Origin of the sequence: Natronosalvus halobius (genome assembly GCF_024138145.1) — an archaeon.
Taxonomy (GTDB): domain Archaea; phylum Halobacteriota; class Halobacteria; order Halobacteriales; family Natrialbaceae; genus Natronosalvus; species Natronosalvus halobius.
Map to the genome: position 1 here is coordinate 3,012,229 of NZ_CP099997.1, position 17,655 is coordinate 3,029,883.

At 66.0% G+C, this 17,655-nt stretch carries 18 protein-coding genes and 1 pseudogene; 10 read left to right on the forward strand and 9 right to left on the reverse strand.

Annotated elements, in window-relative coordinates:
• Positions 1-9: 9 nt before the first annotated feature.
• Positions 10-1,080 (reverse strand): type II glyceraldehyde-3-phosphate dehydrogenase, encoded by a 1,071-nt coding sequence (locus tag NGM15_RS14675; RefSeq protein WP_253432481.1) that lies wholly within the window; start codon positions 1,078-1,080, stop codon positions 10-12.
• 328 nt (positions 1,081-1,408) lie between these two features.
• On the opposite strand from NGM15_RS14675, the gene gap reads away from it, so the two are divergent.
• The 3 genes from gap to NGM15_RS14690 all read left to right on the forward strand — a co-directional run bounded on the left by gap (position 1,409) and on the right by NGM15_RS14690 (position 4,258).
• Positions 1,409-2,476, forward strand: a complete 1,068-nt coding sequence (gene gap / locus NGM15_RS14680) for a type I glyceraldehyde-3-phosphate dehydrogenase (RefSeq protein WP_253432484.1) — start codon at positions 1,409-1,411, stop codon at positions 2,474-2,476.
• A gap of 88 nt (positions 2,477-2,564) precedes the next feature.
• Complete coding sequence (locus NGM15_RS14685) at positions 2,565-3,770, forward strand: phosphoglycerate kinase (protein WP_253432486.1); 1,206 nt, start codon at positions 2,565-2,567, stop codon at positions 3,768-3,770.
• A gap of 26 nt (positions 3,771-3,796) precedes the next feature.
• Positions 3,797-4,258 (forward strand): hypothetical protein, encoded by a 462-nt coding sequence (locus tag NGM15_RS14690; RefSeq protein WP_253432488.1) that lies wholly within the window; start codon positions 3,797-3,799, stop codon positions 4,256-4,258.
• On the opposite strand, the gene NGM15_RS14695 is transcribed toward NGM15_RS14690, so the two are convergent.
• Positions 4,199-4,897 (reverse strand): DUF7125 family protein, encoded by a 699-nt coding sequence (locus NGM15_RS14695; RefSeq protein WP_253432491.1) that lies wholly within the window; start codon positions 4,895-4,897, stop codon positions 4,199-4,201. The genes NGM15_RS14690 and NGM15_RS14695 overlap by 60 nt on opposite strands.
• Between NGM15_RS14695 and NGM15_RS14700 the strand changes: the two genes are divergently transcribed.
• Together NGM15_RS14700 and NGM15_RS14705 are read left to right on the forward strand one after the other, a co-directional pair.
• Positions 4,871-5,164, forward strand: coding sequence for a hypothetical protein (locus tag NGM15_RS14700; RefSeq protein WP_253432493.1), 294 nt, complete (start codon positions 4,871-4,873; stop codon positions 5,162-5,164). The two genes, NGM15_RS14695 and NGM15_RS14700, sit on opposite strands and share 27 nt — an antisense overlap.
• A 51-nt stretch (positions 5,165-5,215) precedes the next feature.
• Positions 5,216-6,607: a signal recognition particle protein Srp54 gene (locus NGM15_RS14705; protein ID WP_253432495.1), complete on the forward strand. Its 1,392-nt coding sequence runs from the start codon at positions 5,216-5,218 to the stop codon at positions 6,605-6,607.
• A 156-nt stretch (positions 6,608-6,763) separates the two neighbouring features.
• On the opposite strand, the gene mdh is transcribed toward NGM15_RS14705, so the two are convergent.
• Positions 6,764-7,678 carry a malate dehydrogenase gene (gene mdh / locus NGM15_RS14710; RefSeq protein ID WP_253432498.1) on the reverse strand — a complete coding sequence of 305 codons (915 nt, stop codon included), beginning with the start codon at positions 7,676-7,678 and terminating at the stop codon, positions 6,764-6,766.
• 158 nt (positions 7,679-7,836) lie between these two features.
• Here mdh and NGM15_RS14715 point away from each other — a divergent pair.
• From NGM15_RS14715 to NGM15_RS14730, 4 genes and pseudogenes are all read left to right on the forward strand, one after another.
• Positions 7,837-8,283, forward strand: a pseudogene (locus tag NGM15_RS14715) (TIGR00725 family protein); the annotation flags it as partial.
• Positions 8,284-8,367: 84 nt separating this feature from the next.
• Positions 8,368-8,760: a GNAT family N-acetyltransferase gene (locus NGM15_RS14720; RefSeq protein ID WP_253438126.1), complete on the forward strand. Its 393-nt coding sequence runs from the start codon at positions 8,368-8,370 to the stop codon at positions 8,758-8,760.
• A 75-nt stretch (positions 8,761-8,835) separates the two neighbouring features.
• A complete protein-coding gene (locus NGM15_RS14725) occupies positions 8,836-9,534 on the forward strand; it encodes an Sjogren's syndrome/scleroderma autoantigen 1 family protein (RefSeq protein WP_253432501.1) in 699 nt (232 codons plus the stop codon).
• Between the two features lie 45 nt (positions 9,535-9,579).
• On the forward strand, positions 9,580-10,404 hold the full coding sequence (locus NGM15_RS14730; RefSeq protein WP_253432504.1) for a glycerophosphodiester phosphodiesterase: 825 nt from the start codon (positions 9,580-9,582) through the stop codon (positions 10,402-10,404).
• Between the two features lie 99 nt (positions 10,405-10,503).
• On the opposite strand, the gene NGM15_RS14735 is transcribed toward NGM15_RS14730, so the two are convergent.
• Together NGM15_RS14735 and NGM15_RS14740 are read right to left on the reverse strand one after the other, a co-directional pair.
• On the reverse strand, positions 10,504-11,013 hold the full coding sequence (locus NGM15_RS14735; RefSeq protein WP_253432507.1) for a redoxin domain-containing protein: 510 nt from the start codon (positions 11,011-11,013) through the stop codon (positions 10,504-10,506).
• On the reverse strand, positions 11,013-11,327 hold the full coding sequence (locus NGM15_RS14740; protein ID WP_253432510.1) for a glutaredoxin family protein: 315 nt from the start codon (positions 11,325-11,327) through the stop codon (positions 11,013-11,015). The genes NGM15_RS14735 and NGM15_RS14740 overlap by 1 nt, the downstream gene beginning before the upstream one ends.
• A gap of 90 nt (positions 11,328-11,417) precedes the next feature.
• Here NGM15_RS14740 and NGM15_RS14745 point away from each other — a divergent pair, with 90 nt between their 5' ends.
• Positions 11,418-12,902: a hemolysin family protein gene (locus NGM15_RS14745; protein WP_253432512.1), complete on the forward strand. Its 1,485-nt coding sequence runs from the start codon at positions 11,418-11,420 to the stop codon at positions 12,900-12,902.
• Between the two features lie 237 nt (positions 12,903-13,139).
• Here the strand turns inward: NGM15_RS14745 and NGM15_RS14750 are convergent, their stop codons facing one another.
• The 4 genes from NGM15_RS14750 to NGM15_RS14765 form a co-directional block, all read right to left on the reverse strand.
• Complete coding sequence (locus tag NGM15_RS14750; RefSeq protein ID WP_253432515.1) at positions 13,140-13,901, reverse strand: hypothetical protein; 762 nt, start codon at positions 13,899-13,901, stop codon at positions 13,140-13,142.
• Between the two features lie 48 nt (positions 13,902-13,949).
• On the reverse strand, positions 13,950-15,143 hold the full coding sequence (locus NGM15_RS14755) for an inorganic phosphate transporter (RefSeq protein ID WP_253432517.1): 1,194 nt from the start codon (positions 15,141-15,143) through the stop codon (positions 13,950-13,952).
• A 169-nt stretch (positions 15,144-15,312) separates the two neighbouring features.
• Positions 15,313-16,029 carry a DUF5828 family protein gene (locus NGM15_RS14760; protein WP_253432520.1) on the reverse strand — a complete coding sequence of 239 codons (717 nt, stop codon included), beginning with the start codon at positions 16,027-16,029 and terminating at the stop codon, positions 15,313-15,315.
• A 54-nt stretch (positions 16,030-16,083) separates the two neighbouring features.
• Positions 16,084-17,628, reverse strand: a complete 1,545-nt coding sequence (locus NGM15_RS14765; protein ID WP_253432523.1) for an Hvo_1808 family surface protein — start codon at positions 17,626-17,628, stop codon at positions 16,084-16,086.
• Positions 17,629-17,655: the final 27 nt, after the last annotated feature.

The window sequence follows — 17,655 nt, forward strand, 5'->3', positions numbered from 1 at the left end:
CGCCAGCAATCAGTCGTCGGCCGTCTGCGTATCGAGTCGCTTCACCGGACGGTCGCGAAGCCCTCCGAAGCCGATGCCGAGCGTCTCGTTCGTTAGCGACCGACTTTCGGGACCCGACAGGTGACCGGAGATTGCACGCAGGGCGTCGACGTTCTCGGGAACGACGTCGGACTCCTGGTGGATCGCCTGCATGCAGTAGAGGTCCGAACCCTGGAGGGTGACCGACTCCTCCCAGATGCAGTTCTCCCAGATGTCGCCGCGGGGTCGACCGGCGTCGGCCGCCATGTCCTTGAGCGTCCCGGCGCCGTCGATGCGGGCGTACTCGGGGACCATGATAGTTCGCTCCTGGGCCGCCAGCAGGTCGCGCACGTCGTCTTCGCTCGCAGGCGGGTTCTCGAGGGTGACGTTGATGGCGTGGACGTGCATCATCGTCGTCGGCACCTTCAGGCCGATGGTGTCGATGTCGAGTTTCGGGAAGAGCGTCTGTACGTCGGGGCCGTGGTGGGAGGGGATGGAGACGGGGTCGGGGACGGCGTCGTTGATCGGGCCGCGTCCGGTCTGGTTCGGGTCGCCGCCGCGTCGAACCAATGTCGCTCGTACCTTCTCGATGCCGTAGGCCTCCTGGAGCGGGGCAACGAGTCGGGAGAGTCCGGTCGTGTTACAGGAGACGACGCGGACGTAGTCGGCGTCTTCGGCCTCGTCGTAGTTCACGCGGGCGTTGAAACTCACTTCGGCGACGGTAGCGTCCTCGCCGCCCTGGAAGATCGCGGGCGTGTCGTGGCGCTCGTAGAGCGAGCGGTTTTCGGCACCGATCCCGGAGGGCGTTGCGTCGACGACGACGTCGCTTTCCTCGACGAGTTCGTCGACGGTGCCGGCGACGTCGACACCGATCTCACGAAACTCATCGATCCGCGTTTCGTCGACCACGTAGAGGGGGTAGCCGGCCTCGACGGCGCCGATGGCGACGTAATCAGGACTGACCTTGGCGACGCCACAGAGTTCCATGTCGGGCTGCGCCGTGACGGCGTCCGCGACGCGTTTCCCGATGGTTCCATATCCGTTGATTCCGACGCGGAGCATACGAGGTCCACTCCACCGGCGACGGGTATAATTGTTTCGGACAGACTGATAGATGTTAACTCGTAATTGAGTACTCTAGCGAATAATCGACGTACAGCATCGGGTTGGTAACGACACTCACAGCCGAACACATATCTTTTAATTTTTTCATAAATGGGGTTTAGCCACTCCGATATCGACCCTCCAGCACGTCGATCCCGTGTGATAGAACGCTCGAAAACTCCTGGTGTTAATTACGCTCTGCCTGTTCGTATCGATCCCGAGGTACGTTGGACGGTGTCGAGGGCCAGGGCAACTACTTTAACCCTGGATAGCTTAGTACTCAGATATGAGTGAACATTCATTCGCCGAAGACACTTCCACGGACGGCGTGGTTCGCGTCGGCCTCAACGGATTTGGCCGAATCGGTCGGAACGTCCTGCGCGCATCCCTCGAGTACGACGGGATCGAAATCGTCGCCATCAACGACGTGATGGACAACGACGACATGGAGTACCTGCTCCGGTACGACTCCGTCCACGGTCGACTCGACGTCGTCGAGCGCGACGATGACACCCTATTCGTCGGTGACCAGGAGATTCGACTGCTCAACGAGCGCGACCCCACCGAGTTGCCGTGGGAGGAGTTCGACGTCGACGTCGCCTTCGAGGCGACCGGCCTATTTCGTTCCCACGACGACGCTGCCATGCACATCGAGGCCGGCGCCGACAAGGTCATCATCTCCGCACCCCCGAAGGGCGAGAAGGACGTCTCGATGTTCGTCTACGGTGTCAACCACGACGAGTACGAGGGCGAGGACATCCTCTCGAACGCCTCCTGTACCACGAACAGCGTCGCCCCCGTCGCCAAGGTACTCGACGAGGAGTTCGGCATCGCCTCGGGCCTGCTCACCACGGTCCACGCCTACACCGGCACGCAGTCGCTCGTCGACGGCCCCGAATCGAAGCGCCGCCGCGGTCGCGCCGCCGCCGAGAATATCATCCCCACGACGACCGGCGCCGCCATCGCCACGACCGAAGTCCTCCCCGAACTCGAGGGGAAACTCGACGGCATGGCGATTCGCGTCCCCGTCCCCAACGGCTCGATCACCGACCTGACGGTCGATCTCGAGGCCGACGTCACCAGGGAGGACCTCGAGGCCGCCATCCGCGAAGCCGCCGACGGCGACCTCGCCGGCGTGCTCGGCTACACCGACGAGGAAATCGTCTCCCGGGACATCGTCGGCCTCCCGTTCTCCTCGTACGTCGACCTCGAGTCCGCGATGGTGCTCGAGGACGGTCTCGTGAAGATCCTCACGTGGTACGACAACGAGTACGGCTTCTCGAACCGCATGCTCGACCTCGCGACGTACGTGATCGCCGAGGACGAGGCTGAAGCGGAAGCCCCGACGCAGTAGCCCCACTCGAGTCGTCGTTCGCGACGGTCCGGACGAAACACCTGGTAATTCCGTCCCTTTTAAGCGATCGCGTGACGCGCGTACGGATATGTTCGACACCATCGACGACATCGAACCCGGCCAACGACTGCTCGTCCGCGTCGACCTCAACGCGCCCGTCCAGGACGGCCGTGCCCAGGACAACCGTCGCTTCGCTCGCCACGCCGACTCGATTCGCGCGCTGCTCGAGGACGACCACGCCGTCGCCATCATGGCTCACCAGGGCCGACCCGGTCGGGACACGTTCATCTCCCTCGAGAGTCACGCCGAAATCCTCGCCGGCCACCTCGACCGACCCGTCGACTTCGTCGCCGACACCTACGGCGAGGCGGCCCTCGAGGCCATCGACGACCTCGAGGCCGGCGACGTCCTGGTGCTCGAGAACGTCCGTATGTGCGAAGACGAACTCCCCGAGAAGGACCCCGAGGAACACGCCGACAGCGAGTTCGTACGAACCCTCGCCCCGCACTTCGACGCCTACGTCAACGACGCCTACTCGGCGGCCCACCGCGCCCACGCCTCTCTCGTCGGCTTCCCCCTCGTGATGGACGCCTACGCGGGGCCGGTGATGGACGCCGAGTACACCGCCAACTCCGCCATCCAGGACCGCGAGTTCGACGGCCCCGTGACGATGGTACTGGGCGGAACCAAGGCCGAGGACCTCATCCCGGTCATCGAGCAGGTCGACGAGACGGTCGACCGCTTCTGCCTGGGTGGCATCGTCGGCGAGCTCTTCCTCCGGGCGGCCGGCCACGACGTGGGTTACGACGTCGACGGCACCGAGTTCTTCGACCACCAGTGGGGCGACCAGGCTGACACCATCGAGCGCATCCTCGAGACCTACGGCGACCGACTCACCCTCGCGACGGACCTCGCTTACGAAGGCGACGACGGTGACCGCGCCGAAACCGACGTCGAGGGTCTCGAGAAGAACACCTCCTACCTCGACGTGGGCAGCGACACCGCCGACACGTACGCCGACCTCGTCCAGGACTCCGAGGCGGTCTTCGTGAAGGGCGCACTGGGCGTCTTCGAGGACGAGCGCTTCGCGGACGGGACCGTCGAGATCCTCGGGGCCATCGCCGAAACCGACTGCTTCTCGGTCGTCGGCGGCGGCGACACCTCACGGGCTATCGAACTGTACGGGCTCGACGAGGCCGACTTCTCTCACGTCTCCATCGCGGGCGGCGCCTACGTTCGGGCGCTCACGGGTGACACGCTGGTCGGCGTCGAGGTGCTCGAGCGGGAGGCCTGATACTGTACTCCGACCGAGGACACCGCTTGTACCCGACCAGCACCGCCTGGACTCGCCGATACCACCTGGACTCGACCGACGACACCGGCACCGCTCGAGTCACCGAATCACCCGTCCCAGAGTCAATCGGACTCGACGGGATCACCCTCGTTTCCAGTGGCCGTCGGCTCCTCGAGCGACCCCCGTTCACCGGTGGCGGGTTCGGCAATCGTACGCCCGAAACGACACTTGCTGACCCGTACCCGCGGATCGGTTCCTACGACACCACCACGATTCGGCGACGAGACCTCGAACACTACGTCCGATACCTGTACCGTCAGCCGCCGGTTCCGTGGCTCGTGGCCGTCACACAGACCGTACAGGACGACCACGCTCTCTGTCTCGACCACTCGTTCGGCCACCGACGAGAGAAACTCTCGATAGACTCGTCAATCCGCCCGCTCGAGGGCATCCACGACGTCGACGATCACCGTCGCCCCCTCCGGTAGCTTCTCCAGTAACTCGAGGACCCGGTCCAGGTCGTCCTCGGTATGCTCGCCCATAAGCGATCGAATCGTTGGCGTCCCCGTCCGCCGGGGCGTCCGCCGAATCGCCCGCTCGAGTTGCGCCTTCGAACGATCGGTTACGATGTACAGCGTGCCGCGAACGGCCGTAACTCCGTAGAGGAGGTGTTCGACCTGGCTCGCGGGTGGCGCCATCAGCGTCACGATCGATCCGGCCGGAACGCCACCGCCGAGCGCACGGTCGACCCCGTCGACGCCGAAGGAGAGTCGTCCACGGTCGGCATTTCCGGCGGTCGTCAACCCGAATCGCTCGAATCGGTCGACGACGCGGTCGAACGCGTCGGTGGCAGCATCTGCGGTCAGCGGCGAGGACGCCTCCACCTCGGGAATGGCCCCCAGCGCTTCGACGCCGAGACGGGCCTCGAGCCCCGACGGAACGGCGTCACACCGGGTGCAGACAATGCCCAGAATCGGAACGCCGAGTCGGCGAGCGACGGGGATCCCCTCGAGGTCCGGGACGAGGACGGTCGCCTCGTCGCGACGGGCGTTCTGTGCGGGGTCGACGGCCCTACCGCGACGATCCTCGTCGAGGCCAGTGTGGCGGCGGATATCGAGGACGAGCACCGCTACCGGCTCGCGATCCGGGCTGCGAACTCCGACGACGGACGAGAACTGGTTCGGCAGATCCAGCGCGCGCCAGAGACAATTTCGACGCGAACGGTCGAGCCCGGGAACGACCTCGAAGGCGAGTTCGTCGAGTGGGTTCCGGGAACCGTCCTGGTGATCGAACGCGACGACGGCCTCCACCCGTTCCCGGCGGGCCGCGAACCGATTCGCGCAGGCGACCGGATTCACGCCTTTGGCGCGCCTGACGAACTGGCGGCGCTGTGACTGCGGCCAACGGACAAGGCTTTAACCGCATCGTCGCCTATCGGCATGCAAATGGTACTCGACGATCTCGGAAGTTCCCTCCGAGGCACCCTCGACAAACTCCGCGGCAAGTCACGCATCTCCGAGGAGGACGTCGAGGAGGTCGTCAAGGAGATTCAGCGGTCGTTGCTGTCGGCCGACGTCGACGTCTCCCTCGTGATGGAGCTCTCGGACAACATCAAGACCCGCGCGCTCGAGGAGGAGCCGCCAGCGGGAACGCCCGCCCGCGATTTCGTCCTCCGCATCGTCTACGAGGAACTGGTTGATCTCATCGGCGAGTCGACCGACCTGCCCCTCGAGGAACAGACCATCCTGCTGGCGGGGCTCCAGGGGTCGGGGAAGACGACTACGTCCGCGAAGATGGCGTGGTGGTTCTCGACGAAGGGGCTCCGGCCCGCCGTGATCCAGACCGACACGTTCCGGCCCGGTGCCTACGAGCAGGCCAAAGAGATGTGCCGCCGCGCGGAGGTCGACTTCTACGGCGACCCCGACGGCGACGACCCGGTCCAGATCGCCCGCGACGGCCTCGAGGCGACGAGTGAGGCCGACGTTCACATCGTCGACACGGCAGGTCGCCACGCCCTGGAGGACGATCTGATCGACGAAATCGAGGACATCGAGGACGTGGTCGACCCCGACGTCGGCCTGCTGGTGCTCGACGCCGCGATCGGTCAGGGGGCGAAAGACCAGGCCCAGCAGTTCGACGAGTCTGTGGGCATCGACGGCGTCGTCATCACCAAACTCGACGGAACGGCGAAGGGTGGTGGCGCCCTGACGGCGGTCGACCAGACGGACTCCTCCATCGCCTTTCTCGGGACCGGCGAGGAGGTCCAGGACATCGAGCGCTTCGAACCCAACGGGTTTATCTCCCGACTTCTGGGGATGGGCGACCTCGCCCAGCTCGCCGAGCGCGTCGAGCGCGCGATGGAACATACCGGCGAGGAGGAAGACGACTGGGACCCCGAGGACATGCTCGAGGGACAGTTCACGCTGAAGGACATGCAAAAGCAGATGGAGGCGATGAACAACATGGGCCCCCTCGATCAGGTGCTCGACATGATCCCCGGCTTCGGCGGCGGGATCAAGGACCAGTTGCCCGACGACGCGATGGACGTCACCCAGGATCGGATGCGGACCTTCGAGGTAATCATGGATTCGATGACCGACGCCGAGAAGGAGTACCCGCGGGCGATCGGCGCCGATCAGATTCGCCGGATTGCTCGCGGTTCCGGGACCTCGGAGGAGAGCGTTCGGGAACTCCTCCAGCAGTTCAAGATGATGGAACGGACCCTCAAGCAGTTCCAGGGAATGGGATCGGACAAGGAGATGCAACGGATGATGCAGCAGATGCAACAGCAGGGTGGCGGCGGCATGGGCGGTATGGGTGGCGGCGGCCCGTTCTGAGAAGCCAGTTGCGGTCTCTCGAGGACGGCTGGTTCGGCTCTCTCGGTGACGCGATCGTCCCCTTCATTCGCTCGTTGAGTCGGATTCCACTCCTGTCGCTCCCTGTTATCGAGTCCACTCTCGAAATTCGTCGTCAAAACGCGATTCGAGGCCGTTTCAGGCAATCTTCCCGTACTGGTCGGTGAGCTTTTCGGCGGCCTCTCCCAGCTGTTCGCGCTCGTAGGCCGAGAGGTCCCACTCGACGACCTCTTCGACGCCGTTCGAGCCGAGTTTCGCGGGGACGCCGAAGGCGGTGTCCTCGTGGCCGAACTCGCCCTCGAGGACGACGCTGGCGGGCAGCACTTCGCCGGTGTCACGGAGGACGGCCTCGACCATGTGAGCGACGCCGGCGGCGGGCCCCCACTCGGTGGCGCCTTTCTTCTCGATGACGTTCATCGCAGAGGTCTGAAGTTCGTTCAGGATCTCTTCCTTCTCGTCGTCCGAGAACGAGTGATCCTCGCCGTCGACGCGCACTTTCGAGAACACGGGAACCTGTGCGTCGCCGTGTTCGCCGAGAATCGTCGCCTGGACGTTCTGGACGGGGACGTCGTAGCGCTGGGAGAGGACGTACCGGAACCGGGCGGAGTCGAGGCGGCCGCCGAAGCCGATCACTTGCTCCCGGCTTCGATCCCCCGTCTCGTAGAGGTGCCGGTTCAGCAGGTCGACCGGGTTCGATGTGGTGATCGTCACGAAATCGTCGTTGTGTTCGGCGAGCGAGGAGCCGATGTCCTCCATGATCGGGGCGTTGTCGCCCGCGAGGTCGATCCGGGTCTGGCCGGGCTGGCGGGGGATGCCGGCCGTGATGACGACGACGTCCGATCCCGCGGTGTCCTCGTAACCGCCCTGGCGGACGACCGTGTTCGAATCGTAGGCGACGCCGTGGTTGACGTCGGCCGCCTGGCCGACCGTGTCGTCTTCCTTGTCCGGAATGTCGACGAAGACGAGTTCGTCAGCGATCCCACGCAGTGCGATGTTGTAGCCCGCTGCAGCCCCGACGGTGCCGGCCGCGCCGACCACGCTCACTTTTGTCATACCACGTTCCTCGTCACCTGCCAGGGCGTTAAATCCGTCGGAAAGACGGGTTCGAGAAGCCGTCCAGGCGGCCGAACTCCGTGGGCGGACACGCTTCGAGTCGCTGGCATTCGTCGGGAACCGAACCAGCCTTGGTCGCTCGAACCCCTCCCTCGAGTATGCGCGTCAGCGTCATCGGCGGCGGGTCGATCACGGACGAGGAGACCGAACGGGCGGTCACGGTCGGTCGCGAACTGGGCCGGCGCGGCCACGCGGTCGTCTGCGGCGGCCGCGGCGGAACGATGGAGGCGGTCTGTCGCGGCGCGAGCGAGGTCGGCGGCGAAACCATCGGCATCCTCCCCTCGAGCGAGCGCGCGGATGCGAATCCCTTCGTCGAGACGGTTATCGCGACCGGAATGGGCCACGCCCGGAACGCGCTCGTCCCGCTGAACGGCGACGCGCTTGTCGCACTTTCCGGCGGCCCTGGAACGCTCTCGGAGATCGGCTTTGCCCTCGTATACGGTCGCCCGGTCGTCGGTCTCGAAACCCACGACGTTCCCGGCGTCGAGACCGTCGAGACGCCGACTGCGGCCGTCGACGCGGTCGAACGAGCGGTGCTCGGTGAGACGACCGGCGCGGCAGCCGAGGGGGCTGAAGGGGCCGAGTGGGTCGAGGGGCTCGAAGCCGGCCTCCCGGGGCCGTACACCCTCATTCCCCGGCCGCCGAACCCCGAAGCGTTAGTCGCCCTCCGGGAGGCCGCGGACATGGCCCCGCGATCGCTCGAGGCCGTCGAGCGCGGCCTCGCGAATTCGGTGTTCGCGGTGCACGTGATCCACGACCCCTCGGGCGAACCGGTCGGCATGGGTCGCATCGTCGGCGACGATGGGGCAGTTTATCACATTTCAGACATGGCCGTCCACCCCGATCACCAGGGGCGGGGGCTGGGCACGCACATTATGAACCGACTGTGGGCTTACATCGAGGGGACGGCGCCCGAGTCAGCGTACGTCAACCTGCTGGCCGACGTCGACGGGTTCTACGAGCGGTTCGGTTTCGAGGAGACCCGGCCGGCCTCGAAGGGAATGTATCGCCGAGTGGAGTGAGCGGGCAAGGCGACTCGGCTTCGAATCCGGTGCCAGTCCGTAGCTTTTTGGACGTTTGGCCCCCACACACCGGATATGAGCGACTTCGATAAGGAAGCCGAACGCGAGAAGCTTCGAAAGAAGTACGAGCGCGACGAGGCCGACCGCGAGGCGACCCAGCGGATGAGCGACCTCCTGCTCAAGGGGGCCACGATGACCAACACCCACTGCGACGTCTGCGGTGATCCCCTCTTTCGCTACCAGGGGACTACGTTCTGCCCGAGCTGTCACGGCGGGCCAGAGGGCGTTGAAGCGTCGGTCGACCACGGTGCAAGCGACGAGAACCGCGCCACGACAGCGGGGTCGACTGGAGGGACGAGCGTGAACGAACACCCCTCGAGCGAGGTACCTGCCGAGGAGACGGGAGGCGCGAACGACCCCGAGCACGCGGCCTCGAGCGTCGACGCTGGCGACGCAGACCGATCGGACGCGACGCCTGAAACCCGTGCCACTTCCAGCACGGTGAACGAGGGGCCAGGACCGGGGGGCCCTCGCGAGACGGCCGACACCCCCGAAACCGCCGAAACCAGTCGAGCGCCGTCGGCCGTCTCGTCAAGCGGTCCTGGGTCGGGTATCGACGTCGGCAACGACCTCGAGGCCGGAACCGACGCACTCGTGACTGCGCTCGAGCGATTCTCGCGGGCGGCCGCCGAGGCCGACGACCCACGGTACGCGAAGGCGTGCCTCGAGGCGGCCCACGAGGCGGCGGCGACGCTGGCGACGCTTCGCGAGTAGTTCGGACTCGGAACCTACAACACGTCTCCGGCCATCCTGCCAGCCATGCCCGAGCCAGCGGTCATCGCTCACCGCGGATTCGCCGGCGTCGCCCCCGAGAACACGATCGAGGCGGCACGAGTCGCCAGCGAGCACCCCTCGACGGACATGATCGAGATCGACGTCCAGGCCGCCGCCTGCGGAACGCCGGTCGTGATTCACGACGACCGACTCGAGGGGACCCGCGACGGGCGTCCGCTCACCGATTCCGAGGGGCTGGTGTGGGAACAGACTCTCGAAGCCCTCTCGAACGCTCGCGTCCTGGAGACGGACGAGGCGGTCCCGACCCTCGAGGCATTCCTCGAGGCCGTCGGCCCCGGCGTCGGCGTCAACGTCGAACTCAAGAATCCGGGGACGCCGTCGATCCGTCCGGCGGAGTTGCTGTCGTCGAGTGTGCACGACGGACGCCGAGAGATCTGGGAGCCGTTCGTCGAGCGCGTCGTCGATGTCTGTGACGGCTTCGCCGGCGATGTGCTCTTCTCGTCGTTCTGTGTCGGTGCGCTCGCGGCTACCCGGAACGTGGCACCCGAGTATCCCATCGGCGCGCTCGTCGAAGACGACCTCGAGATGGGCCTCGAGATCGCCCGCGAATACGACTGCGAGGCGATTCATCCGCCGCGAAATGCGATCGCCGGGACGGTGCTGCCGACGGATTCGACGGGTTCGAGGGACTCGAGGACCCTGCCGACGGCCGACCTGCTCGACGTCGCTCGCGACGAGGGACGAGCGATCAACGTCTGGACGGTCGACACCTGGATCCAGTTCGACCAGTTGCGATCGGTCGGTGTCGACGGGATCATCGTGGATTATCCGGGCCTCGACTCGCGGTGAGCGGACGCTCGGGCGTTCGTACCGGACCGGTTTCTGCGGCGCTCGGGCACTCGAGCGTTCGTACGGCCGGTTGCTGGACAGTTTCTGGGCGCCCGTACGCTACTCGAGTCCCAGCGTCTCCTCGAGAGCGTCGTAGTCGGGGAACTCGGGCCACTCGGTGGCGACCCACGACCCCGTCACCGTGAGGTCGGCATCGACGGCGAAGAAAGCGACTCGCGGCTCGCCGAGGCCGGCCATGCCGTCCAGGTCGTGGGCGATTCCGTAGTCTTCGGCGACGTCGTTGCCCGGATCGGCGGCGATCTCGAACGGCAGATCACGCTCCTCGAGGAAGCCGGCGATGCCGTAGGGGTTCGCAGCGGAGACGCCGACGACGCGGGCGCGTTCGTCCCACTCACGCTCGGCGAGTTCCGTCCAGACGTACTGGGCGACGAACGAGCCGATCATTGGGGTGAACACGACGACTGCACCACCCTCCTCGGCCGCGAGGTCGGACAGCGACCGATCCTCCCAGAACTCACTCGAGACGAACGGTCGGGTGAAGCCCGGCGCTGCCGTTCCCGTTTCGGGGTGATCGGCCGGGCCGAGGTCGACGACGTCGAAGTCGACCACTAGTCGTCACCCCGGCTTTCCACAGCGCCTGCAGCGTCTACAGTCCCTCCAGCGCCGTCACTGTAAACCGAATCCAGGTAGTCGACGATGTTCGCACTCTCGGCCATCGTGACTCCGGTTTCCTCGTCGACGAGGACGGGAACCGACCGGACCCCGGCCTCGCGCTTGACCGCGTTCCGGCGCGAGTGCATCGGTTCGACGAAGCGCGATCGGTACTCGAGGCCGTATGTCTGCAGTCGGGAGACGACTCGTTCGCAGTAGGGACACCCTTGCAGTCGGTACAGCGTTCGCGGCGAGTCGGTCGGAGTTGACATAGCTCCCGATTGGGAGACGAGTGCAAAAACGGTGTCGGGGCTCAAAAGGGTAAAACGTTAATCAGTCCGGTGATAACACACAGGGAGTTAATGGTGTATTCGCTGTTCGAAGCGGTCGTGTTCGCGTACACGGTCCCAGGACTGGGGCTGGAGATAGACGAATCGATCGTGACGATCCTCGGTGGGATCACCGTGATCTTGCTCATCGGGGTCTCCGCCTTCTTCTCCTCATCGGAGATCGCGATGTTCTCCCTGCCGAAACACCGCGTCGAGGGGATGGTCGAGGAGGGCGTCCCCGGTGCGGAACGGGTACAAGCGCTCAAATCCGATCCACACCGCCTCCTCGTAACTATTCTGGTCGGCAACAACGTGGCCAACATCGCCATGTCGTCCATCGCAACCGCTGTCCTGTCCATCCACTTCGGCGGCCTCGTGGGCGTGTTGATCGCGACTTTCGGCATCACCGCCATCGTCCTCCTGTTCGGGGAAAGCGCTCCCAAGTCCTACGCCGTCGAGCACACCGAAACCTGGTCCGTTCGGACGGCGAAACCGCTCAAGGCGACCGAGTACTTGCTCTACCCGCTCGTCGTCCTCTTCGACTACCTCACCCGCCAGATCAACCGCCTGACCGGCTCGGCGACCGGCGCTATCGAGACGCCCTACGTCACCCGCGACGAGATCCAGGAGATGATCGAATCCGGCGAGCGCGAGGGCGTCTTAGAGGAGGAAGAACACGAGATGCTTACCCGCATCTTCCGGTTCAACAACACCATCGTCAAGGAGGTGATGACGCCCAGACTCGACATGACGGCCGTGCCGCGAGATGCCGGCATCGACGAGGCAATCGAGACGAGCATCCAGAGTGGTCACGCCCGGATCCCGGTCTACGAGGGTAGCCTGGACAACGTCCAGGGGGTCGTCCACATCCGGGACCTCGTCCGGGATCTGAACTACGGCGAGTCGACGGATCTCACGATGGACGACGTTATTCGTCCGACGCTGCACGTGCCGGAGTCGAAGAACGTCGACGAACTGCTGGGTGAGATGCGCGAAAACCGGATGCATATGGCCATCGTCATCGACGAGTTCGGCACCACGGAGGGGCTGGTGACGATGGAGGACATGGTCGAGGAGATCGTCGGCGAGATCCTCGAGGGCGGCGAGGAGGAACCGGTCGAGGAGGTCGACGAGGACACCGTCGTCGTCCGCGGCGAGGTCAACATCGAGGAGGTCAACGAGGCCCTCGGCATCGAACTTCCGGAGGGCGAGGAGTTCGAGACCATCGCGGGGTTCATCTTCAACCGTGCCGGGCGCCTGGTGGAGGAGGGCGAAACCATCATGTACGACGAGGACGGCGGCGTCGAGATCACCGTCGAAGAGGTCGAAAACACCCGGATCATGAAGGCCCGACTCGAGAAACTGGGCCTCGAGGATGACGAAGAAGCGGCCGATATGGACGGGGACGAGCCTCGTGACGATAGCGACGGTGGCGATGGAAGCGGGAACAGAGGCGGGAACGGGAACGGAGACGAGAACGCGGACACGGACGAGAGCGTACCGATCGAAGACGAGTGATCGGTCGGATCGACGGACCCGACCCGCGAAGCGGCCCTGTTCTGTCGTGTGGAGGCACTTCGAATGCCGAAACGATGGGGAGGCATACTCGAACATCGAGCGACGAGGCACGCTCGAACACCGGAGATGAGGCACACGCTCGAACACCGGAGATGAGGCACGCTCGAACATTGGACGATGACGGGGTACACTCGAGCGATGAGGAAAGACGCTCGAACATCGGAACCGAATCCCGCGCTACCGCGACCGCCCAACCAGAAGCTCGAGTTCCTGCGCCACGACCGGCGGGACGACCAGTCGCCGCGGGCCGGGCACGTACCGCCCCTCGGGGGTGGCGTACTCGAGGGTGACGATTGCGGTGTCGCCTACCGTTCGTACGGACGCGTCCTGGAGGTGCTCGAGGGCGATCCGTTCCTCGGGATCGTGGAGGTAGATGGCGCCCTCGTCGGCGTCAATGGTCCCCACGGAGCGCAGGAACGAGGAGCCGACGAGCGCGATCAGTGCGAGCGGGAGCGTGAACGCGGCGAGAAACGTGAACGGGCCGGCCCCAACGGCGAGCAGGTCGCCCTGAGAGACGAGACGGCCGGCGAGCATCAGTGCGCCCACGACGCCGACCATGGCGAGCGTGCCGAGGGCGGCGTCTATCGCTCGCTGGAGGCCGCGCTCGCTGGGAGTCGACACCGGAAGCGGAAGACCTGCAAAGAATCGCTCGATGTGCGCCTGCCTGTGGGCGCTTGCGGCGAGGGCGAGAATCGACGCGGCGAGGCCGAGGAGGCCGGCGACGAGGACGGCCTGTGGACTCGTCAGATCGAACCCGGTGCCGGCGACGGTCGCCGAGAGGATGGTCGATCCGGCCTGTCCGAGCAGGTCGAATACCCGCCAGACGGCGACGATCGAGATGACCGCGAAGAACGTCCCGACGCCGAACGCCCAGAGCGCTCGCACCGCGCGCGAGGTCGTCGCGTCCCGCCGCCACTGGATCGGCTGGGCGTCTGCCATACTCGATGTCAGGCCCGAGCGACCAAAATCCGTTCGATCCGCGTCCGATCACAGGATGACCCAGTCAGCGAGTCGAAAGCCCGCGTACGAGAGGACGACCGACCCGGCCAGCGAGAGCACCCACGCCAGCACGGTCAACCCCATCTTTCGGGCGCTCACCCCGCCGCCGTCGGCGCTCGAGGCGGCGTAGCCGCTCCCGATGATCGCGCTAACGATAATCTCGTTGAACGAGACGGGGATGCCGTAGAGTACGGCCGTCTGCGCGATGGCGAACGAGGGGATGAGCGCGGCGATCGAGCGACGAGGTCCGAGCGAGGAGTAGTCCTGGGAGATCGCCTTGATCATCCGCGGGGCGCCCGTCCAGGAGCCGACCAGGAGGCCGACGCCGCCGCCGACCAGCAGCGCCGTGAGAGGTATCTCGAGGTCGCCCGAGAGTGGTATCAGTGGTCCGATTGCTAGACCGACCTGGCTGCCGCCCGCCGAGAATGCGACCAGTCCCCCGAGGACGAGCAGGAAGTGTCGCTCCCCACGTTCGATCGTCTCGCGCGTGTCGATCCAGAAGAGGAGCGCCCAGAAGACGGCGACGAGAGCGGTCACTGCGAGGAGGCCGACGAGTGCGGGACCCGGAACGGCGTTGCCCACTGTGAGTGCCAGCGACGCGCTCTCGCCGGCCCCGCCGAAGGCGGCGAACTCGATGTTCGCGAGGAGAACGCCGATGAGGCCGGCGAGGCCGACGATGAGCGTCCGCTCGGAGACGGGCTCGTCCCGGAGTAGCCGGGCGATCAGGTACGCGATACCGCCGCCGACGAACGGCGTGAGCAGCCACAGTGCGGCAATCTCCTGGTATTTGGGCCAGGCCGGTGCCCCGCCCATTGCGAGGCCGACGCCGATAACCGACCCCGTCACCGTGAACGCCGTCGCTATGGGGTAGCCCGTGAAGACGCCGATGGCGACCAGGACGGCGGCGATCGATAGCCCGATAGTCGCGGCGGCCGGCGAGAGGACGACCCCGTCGATGAGTTCCGCGCCGACCGCCTCGGAGACGTTCGCGCCCTGCAAGACGGCACCGGCGAATCCGAGTAACCCGACCAGAAAGCCCGCTCGCATCACCGAGATGGCGTTCGCGCCAACGGCCGGGGCAAACGGGGTGGAGCCGCTCGAGCCGGCGCCGATCGCCCAGGCCATGAAGAGGCTGGCGAGGGCGGCGAGGGCGAAGGTCAGGAGAGTCGCAATCTCGACCATCTGCCCGCGTATTCTCGAAGGGGATACAAGTGTGTGCCGACCTCCGGGCCCGCTTCCAGCGGACACGGCCGGGACGGAGCGATGCGATTGGCAGGTGTTGATACTGAAGGTGGGGCGTGATCAGTAGCGGTCGTCCGGTCGAGCTGGGTGAATCGATCGAACGGTGCTGTCAGTTCGTCGTCGACCGGGACCCGTCGCTGGGCTCTGGCGGCGGTTCGACGCCCTCGACGGCCTCGGCTCGTTCCGTGTCCTTCTCGGTCTCGACGTGCCAGCGGTCGACCTCGTCTTCGAACTCGGCAAGTAGCTCCGAGACGTCGGACTTGAGGACGTCGTCGTTGACGTTCACCTCGAAGACGAACCGATCGGCGTTACCCCGGCCGCTCTGCTGGATGTTCGCGCTGACGAGTTCGTTGTCGAAGTAGTACGGCGCGAGCTGGGTCATCACCTTCTGGTAGACGGTGTCCTCGACACGCCGAATCGCCTTTCGACCGGCGGTGTCGGCCGCGCGCGCGACGTAATCGACCGACTCCCGCCAGCTGTCGACGGCCTCGTCGGCCTCGTCGGCCTCGAGCGCCTCGTAGGAGGCGGAGAGCTTTTCGCCGGCCGTTTTCAGGTCCTCGTCGGGATTTTTGCCGGCCTTTTCGCCCTTGCCCTCTTCGACGCTGGCCTGTTCGGCCGTCTTCTCGCTGACCTCGGTCTCGAGGCGCTCGTGGGCCTTGGGTCGCCACTCGTCCCACTCCTCGAACGCGCGGGCTAACCGTGCGCCTGCGTCGAGGTCGGGATCGTCGACGCCCGCCTCGCGGAGGGCCTGGGTAATTCGCTCGCCGTGTTCGACGACGTCGCCCCAGTCGCCGCGGACTTTGAATCCCGAAATACTCTCTTCCATTCGGTCGAACGGTCCTATGCCCTGCTCGGTTATAAACTTCGTCGCCGTCGCCTGCTACCCGACCCTCGAGATCAGGGCGGTCGGCACCCCGGTGGGGGCGGGTGACGCCCGATCGAGGCTCGAACTGGCCGTCACAGCCGCCCGATCGGCCGGTCGTATCGCCTCGAGGTCGCCGACCGTCGGCGCCCCGACCAGCTCGACGCGGGTGTCGTCGACCTCTATTCGATAGGCGCCGGCGAAGGGCTCGTCGTCGCCAATTCGGTACGTTTCGCCCGTCCCGTTCCCCGCGACCGCCTCCGCACCCCGGTTCTCGAGTACGCGCTCGTAAGCGCTGGCGAAGCGGTCGGCGGCCGCAGGCGTTCGGAACTCGAGGGCCCAGACGTGTCCGGTGGCTCCGATCTCGTCGTCGGTCGAACCACCGTCCGTCGCCTCGTAGGCGACGAACGTGTCGCCAGCCCACCCCGCAGTGGCGGGATGTGAGTAGTTGTACGGCGATAACTCGCTTCCCTCCTCGAGCAGCGAGTGGTCCAGGACGCCGTTGGCCCACAGCGCTCCAAAGAGGGTTGCCTCGCCGACAGTCTCGGTTCGGGTTTCGCCGTTGTCGTCGGTGATCGGCGACCACGCGGGGCTCGAGCGATCGTCGACCGCGAGGTCGACCGGCCGGTCGTCGGGGTAGCGCTCGGGGTGGACGAGCTGGCTGGTGCTCGTCGGTCGATTGGTGAACGCAGCGTCGACGGCATCCCAGCCGCCGGCGTCGTAGATCGATTGGACGAACGTCGGTCCCTCGGCGTACGGCGCGTAGATCGAGAGGTAGAGCCCGACGTTCAGCGACCGGCTCGTTTCGCCGGCGTCGTCACCGTCCGATGGCTCGCCGCCGCTCTTCGACCCGCCGTCTCCCTCGAGCCCACCGTCGCTCGTTTCGGGGAGACACTCCCACGCTGGATCGTCGCGACACCGCTGCTCGTAGCGGTGGGCGAGCAACGTCGCCTCGCCTTCGATGAGGCCGTTTTCCGCGCGGCGCGCGTCGACGGTCGTTCCCCGGCGCTCGAGGCCGAACTGCTGGTCCTGGAGGGCGTGGGCGAGTTCGTGGACGAGCGTGGTGCGATCGATCTGGAGACGGTCGGCGTCGGGGTCGTCGGTGACGACGACGATTCGATCGTCGACGTAGAAGCCCAGCACAGAATCGCCGTAGAGCGAGTCGAACGCCGCGTTGACGTCGGTCTCGCCGTCGACGACGAACGCGGCGCGCCAGAGTTCGTTCGTGAACGCATCCGCGGGCTCGCTCTCGCCGTACCACTCGCGAAGTTCCTCGCGGGACCACACCTCGACCTCGACGTTCTCAGTGTAGCGAAGCCCGCGAATTTCCTCGAGGCGGGCCATCGCGCGGTAGGTGACGGCCTCGAGTTCGGCCGGGCTCAATCGCGCGGGATCGTCGACGTCGAGCGTGCTCGTCGCGTTGTAGCCGTAGATCGTTCCGAGGTCGCGCTCGGCGGAGGCGGGCGCGTCGCTCGGCGCCGTCAAGGGGGCTGCACAACCGGCGAGGACGACGAGGAGGGTGAGGCCGACGGTAACGAGAACGAAGTGGCCGCGCGTTCGCATTGTCGCCCTCGAGGGCGGCCAGCGAGT

Coding starts and splice junctions, on each gene's coding strand:
- NGM15_RS14675 (WP_253432481.1), bottom strand. CDS start 1,080: ATGCTCCGCGTCGGAATCAACGGATATGGAACCATCGGGAAACGCGTC.
- gap (WP_253432484.1), top strand. CDS start 1,409: ATGAGTGAACATTCATTCGCCGAAGACACTTCCACGGACGGCGTGGTT.
- NGM15_RS14685 (WP_253432486.1), top strand. CDS start 2,565: ATGTTCGACACCATCGACGACATCGAACCCGGCCAACGACTGCTCGTC.
- NGM15_RS14705 (WP_253432495.1), top strand. CDS start 5,216: ATGGTACTCGACGATCTCGGAAGTTCCCTCCGAGGCACCCTCGACAAA.
- mdh (WP_253432498.1), bottom strand. CDS start 7,678: ATGACAAAAGTGAGCGTGGTCGGCGCGGCCGGCACCGTCGGGGCTGCA.
- NGM15_RS14725 (WP_253432501.1), top strand. CDS start 8,836: ATGAGCGACTTCGATAAGGAAGCCGAACGCGAGAAGCTTCGAAAGAAG.
- NGM15_RS14730 (WP_253432504.1), top strand. CDS start 9,580: ATGCCCGAGCCAGCGGTCATCGCTCACCGCGGATTCGCCGGCGTCGCC.
- NGM15_RS14740 (WP_253432510.1), bottom strand. CDS start 11,327: ATGTCAACTCCGACCGACTCGCCGCGAACGCTGTACCGACTGCAAGGG.
- NGM15_RS14745 (WP_253432512.1), top strand. CDS start 11,418: ATGGTGTATTCGCTGTTCGAAGCGGTCGTGTTCGCGTACACGGTCCCA.
- NGM15_RS14750 (WP_253432515.1), bottom strand. CDS start 13,901: ATGGCAGACGCCCAGCCGATCCAGTGGCGGCGGGACGCGACGACCTCG.
- NGM15_RS14755 (WP_253432517.1), bottom strand. CDS start 15,143: ATGGTCGAGATTGCGACTCTCCTGACCTTCGCCCTCGCCGCCCTCGCC.
- NGM15_RS14760 (WP_253432520.1), bottom strand. CDS start 16,029: ATGGAAGAGAGTATTTCGGGATTCAAAGTCCGCGGCGACTGGGGCGAC.
- NGM15_RS14765 (WP_253432523.1), bottom strand. CDS start 17,628: ATGCGAACGCGCGGCCACTTCGTTCTCGTTACCGTCGGCCTCACCCTC.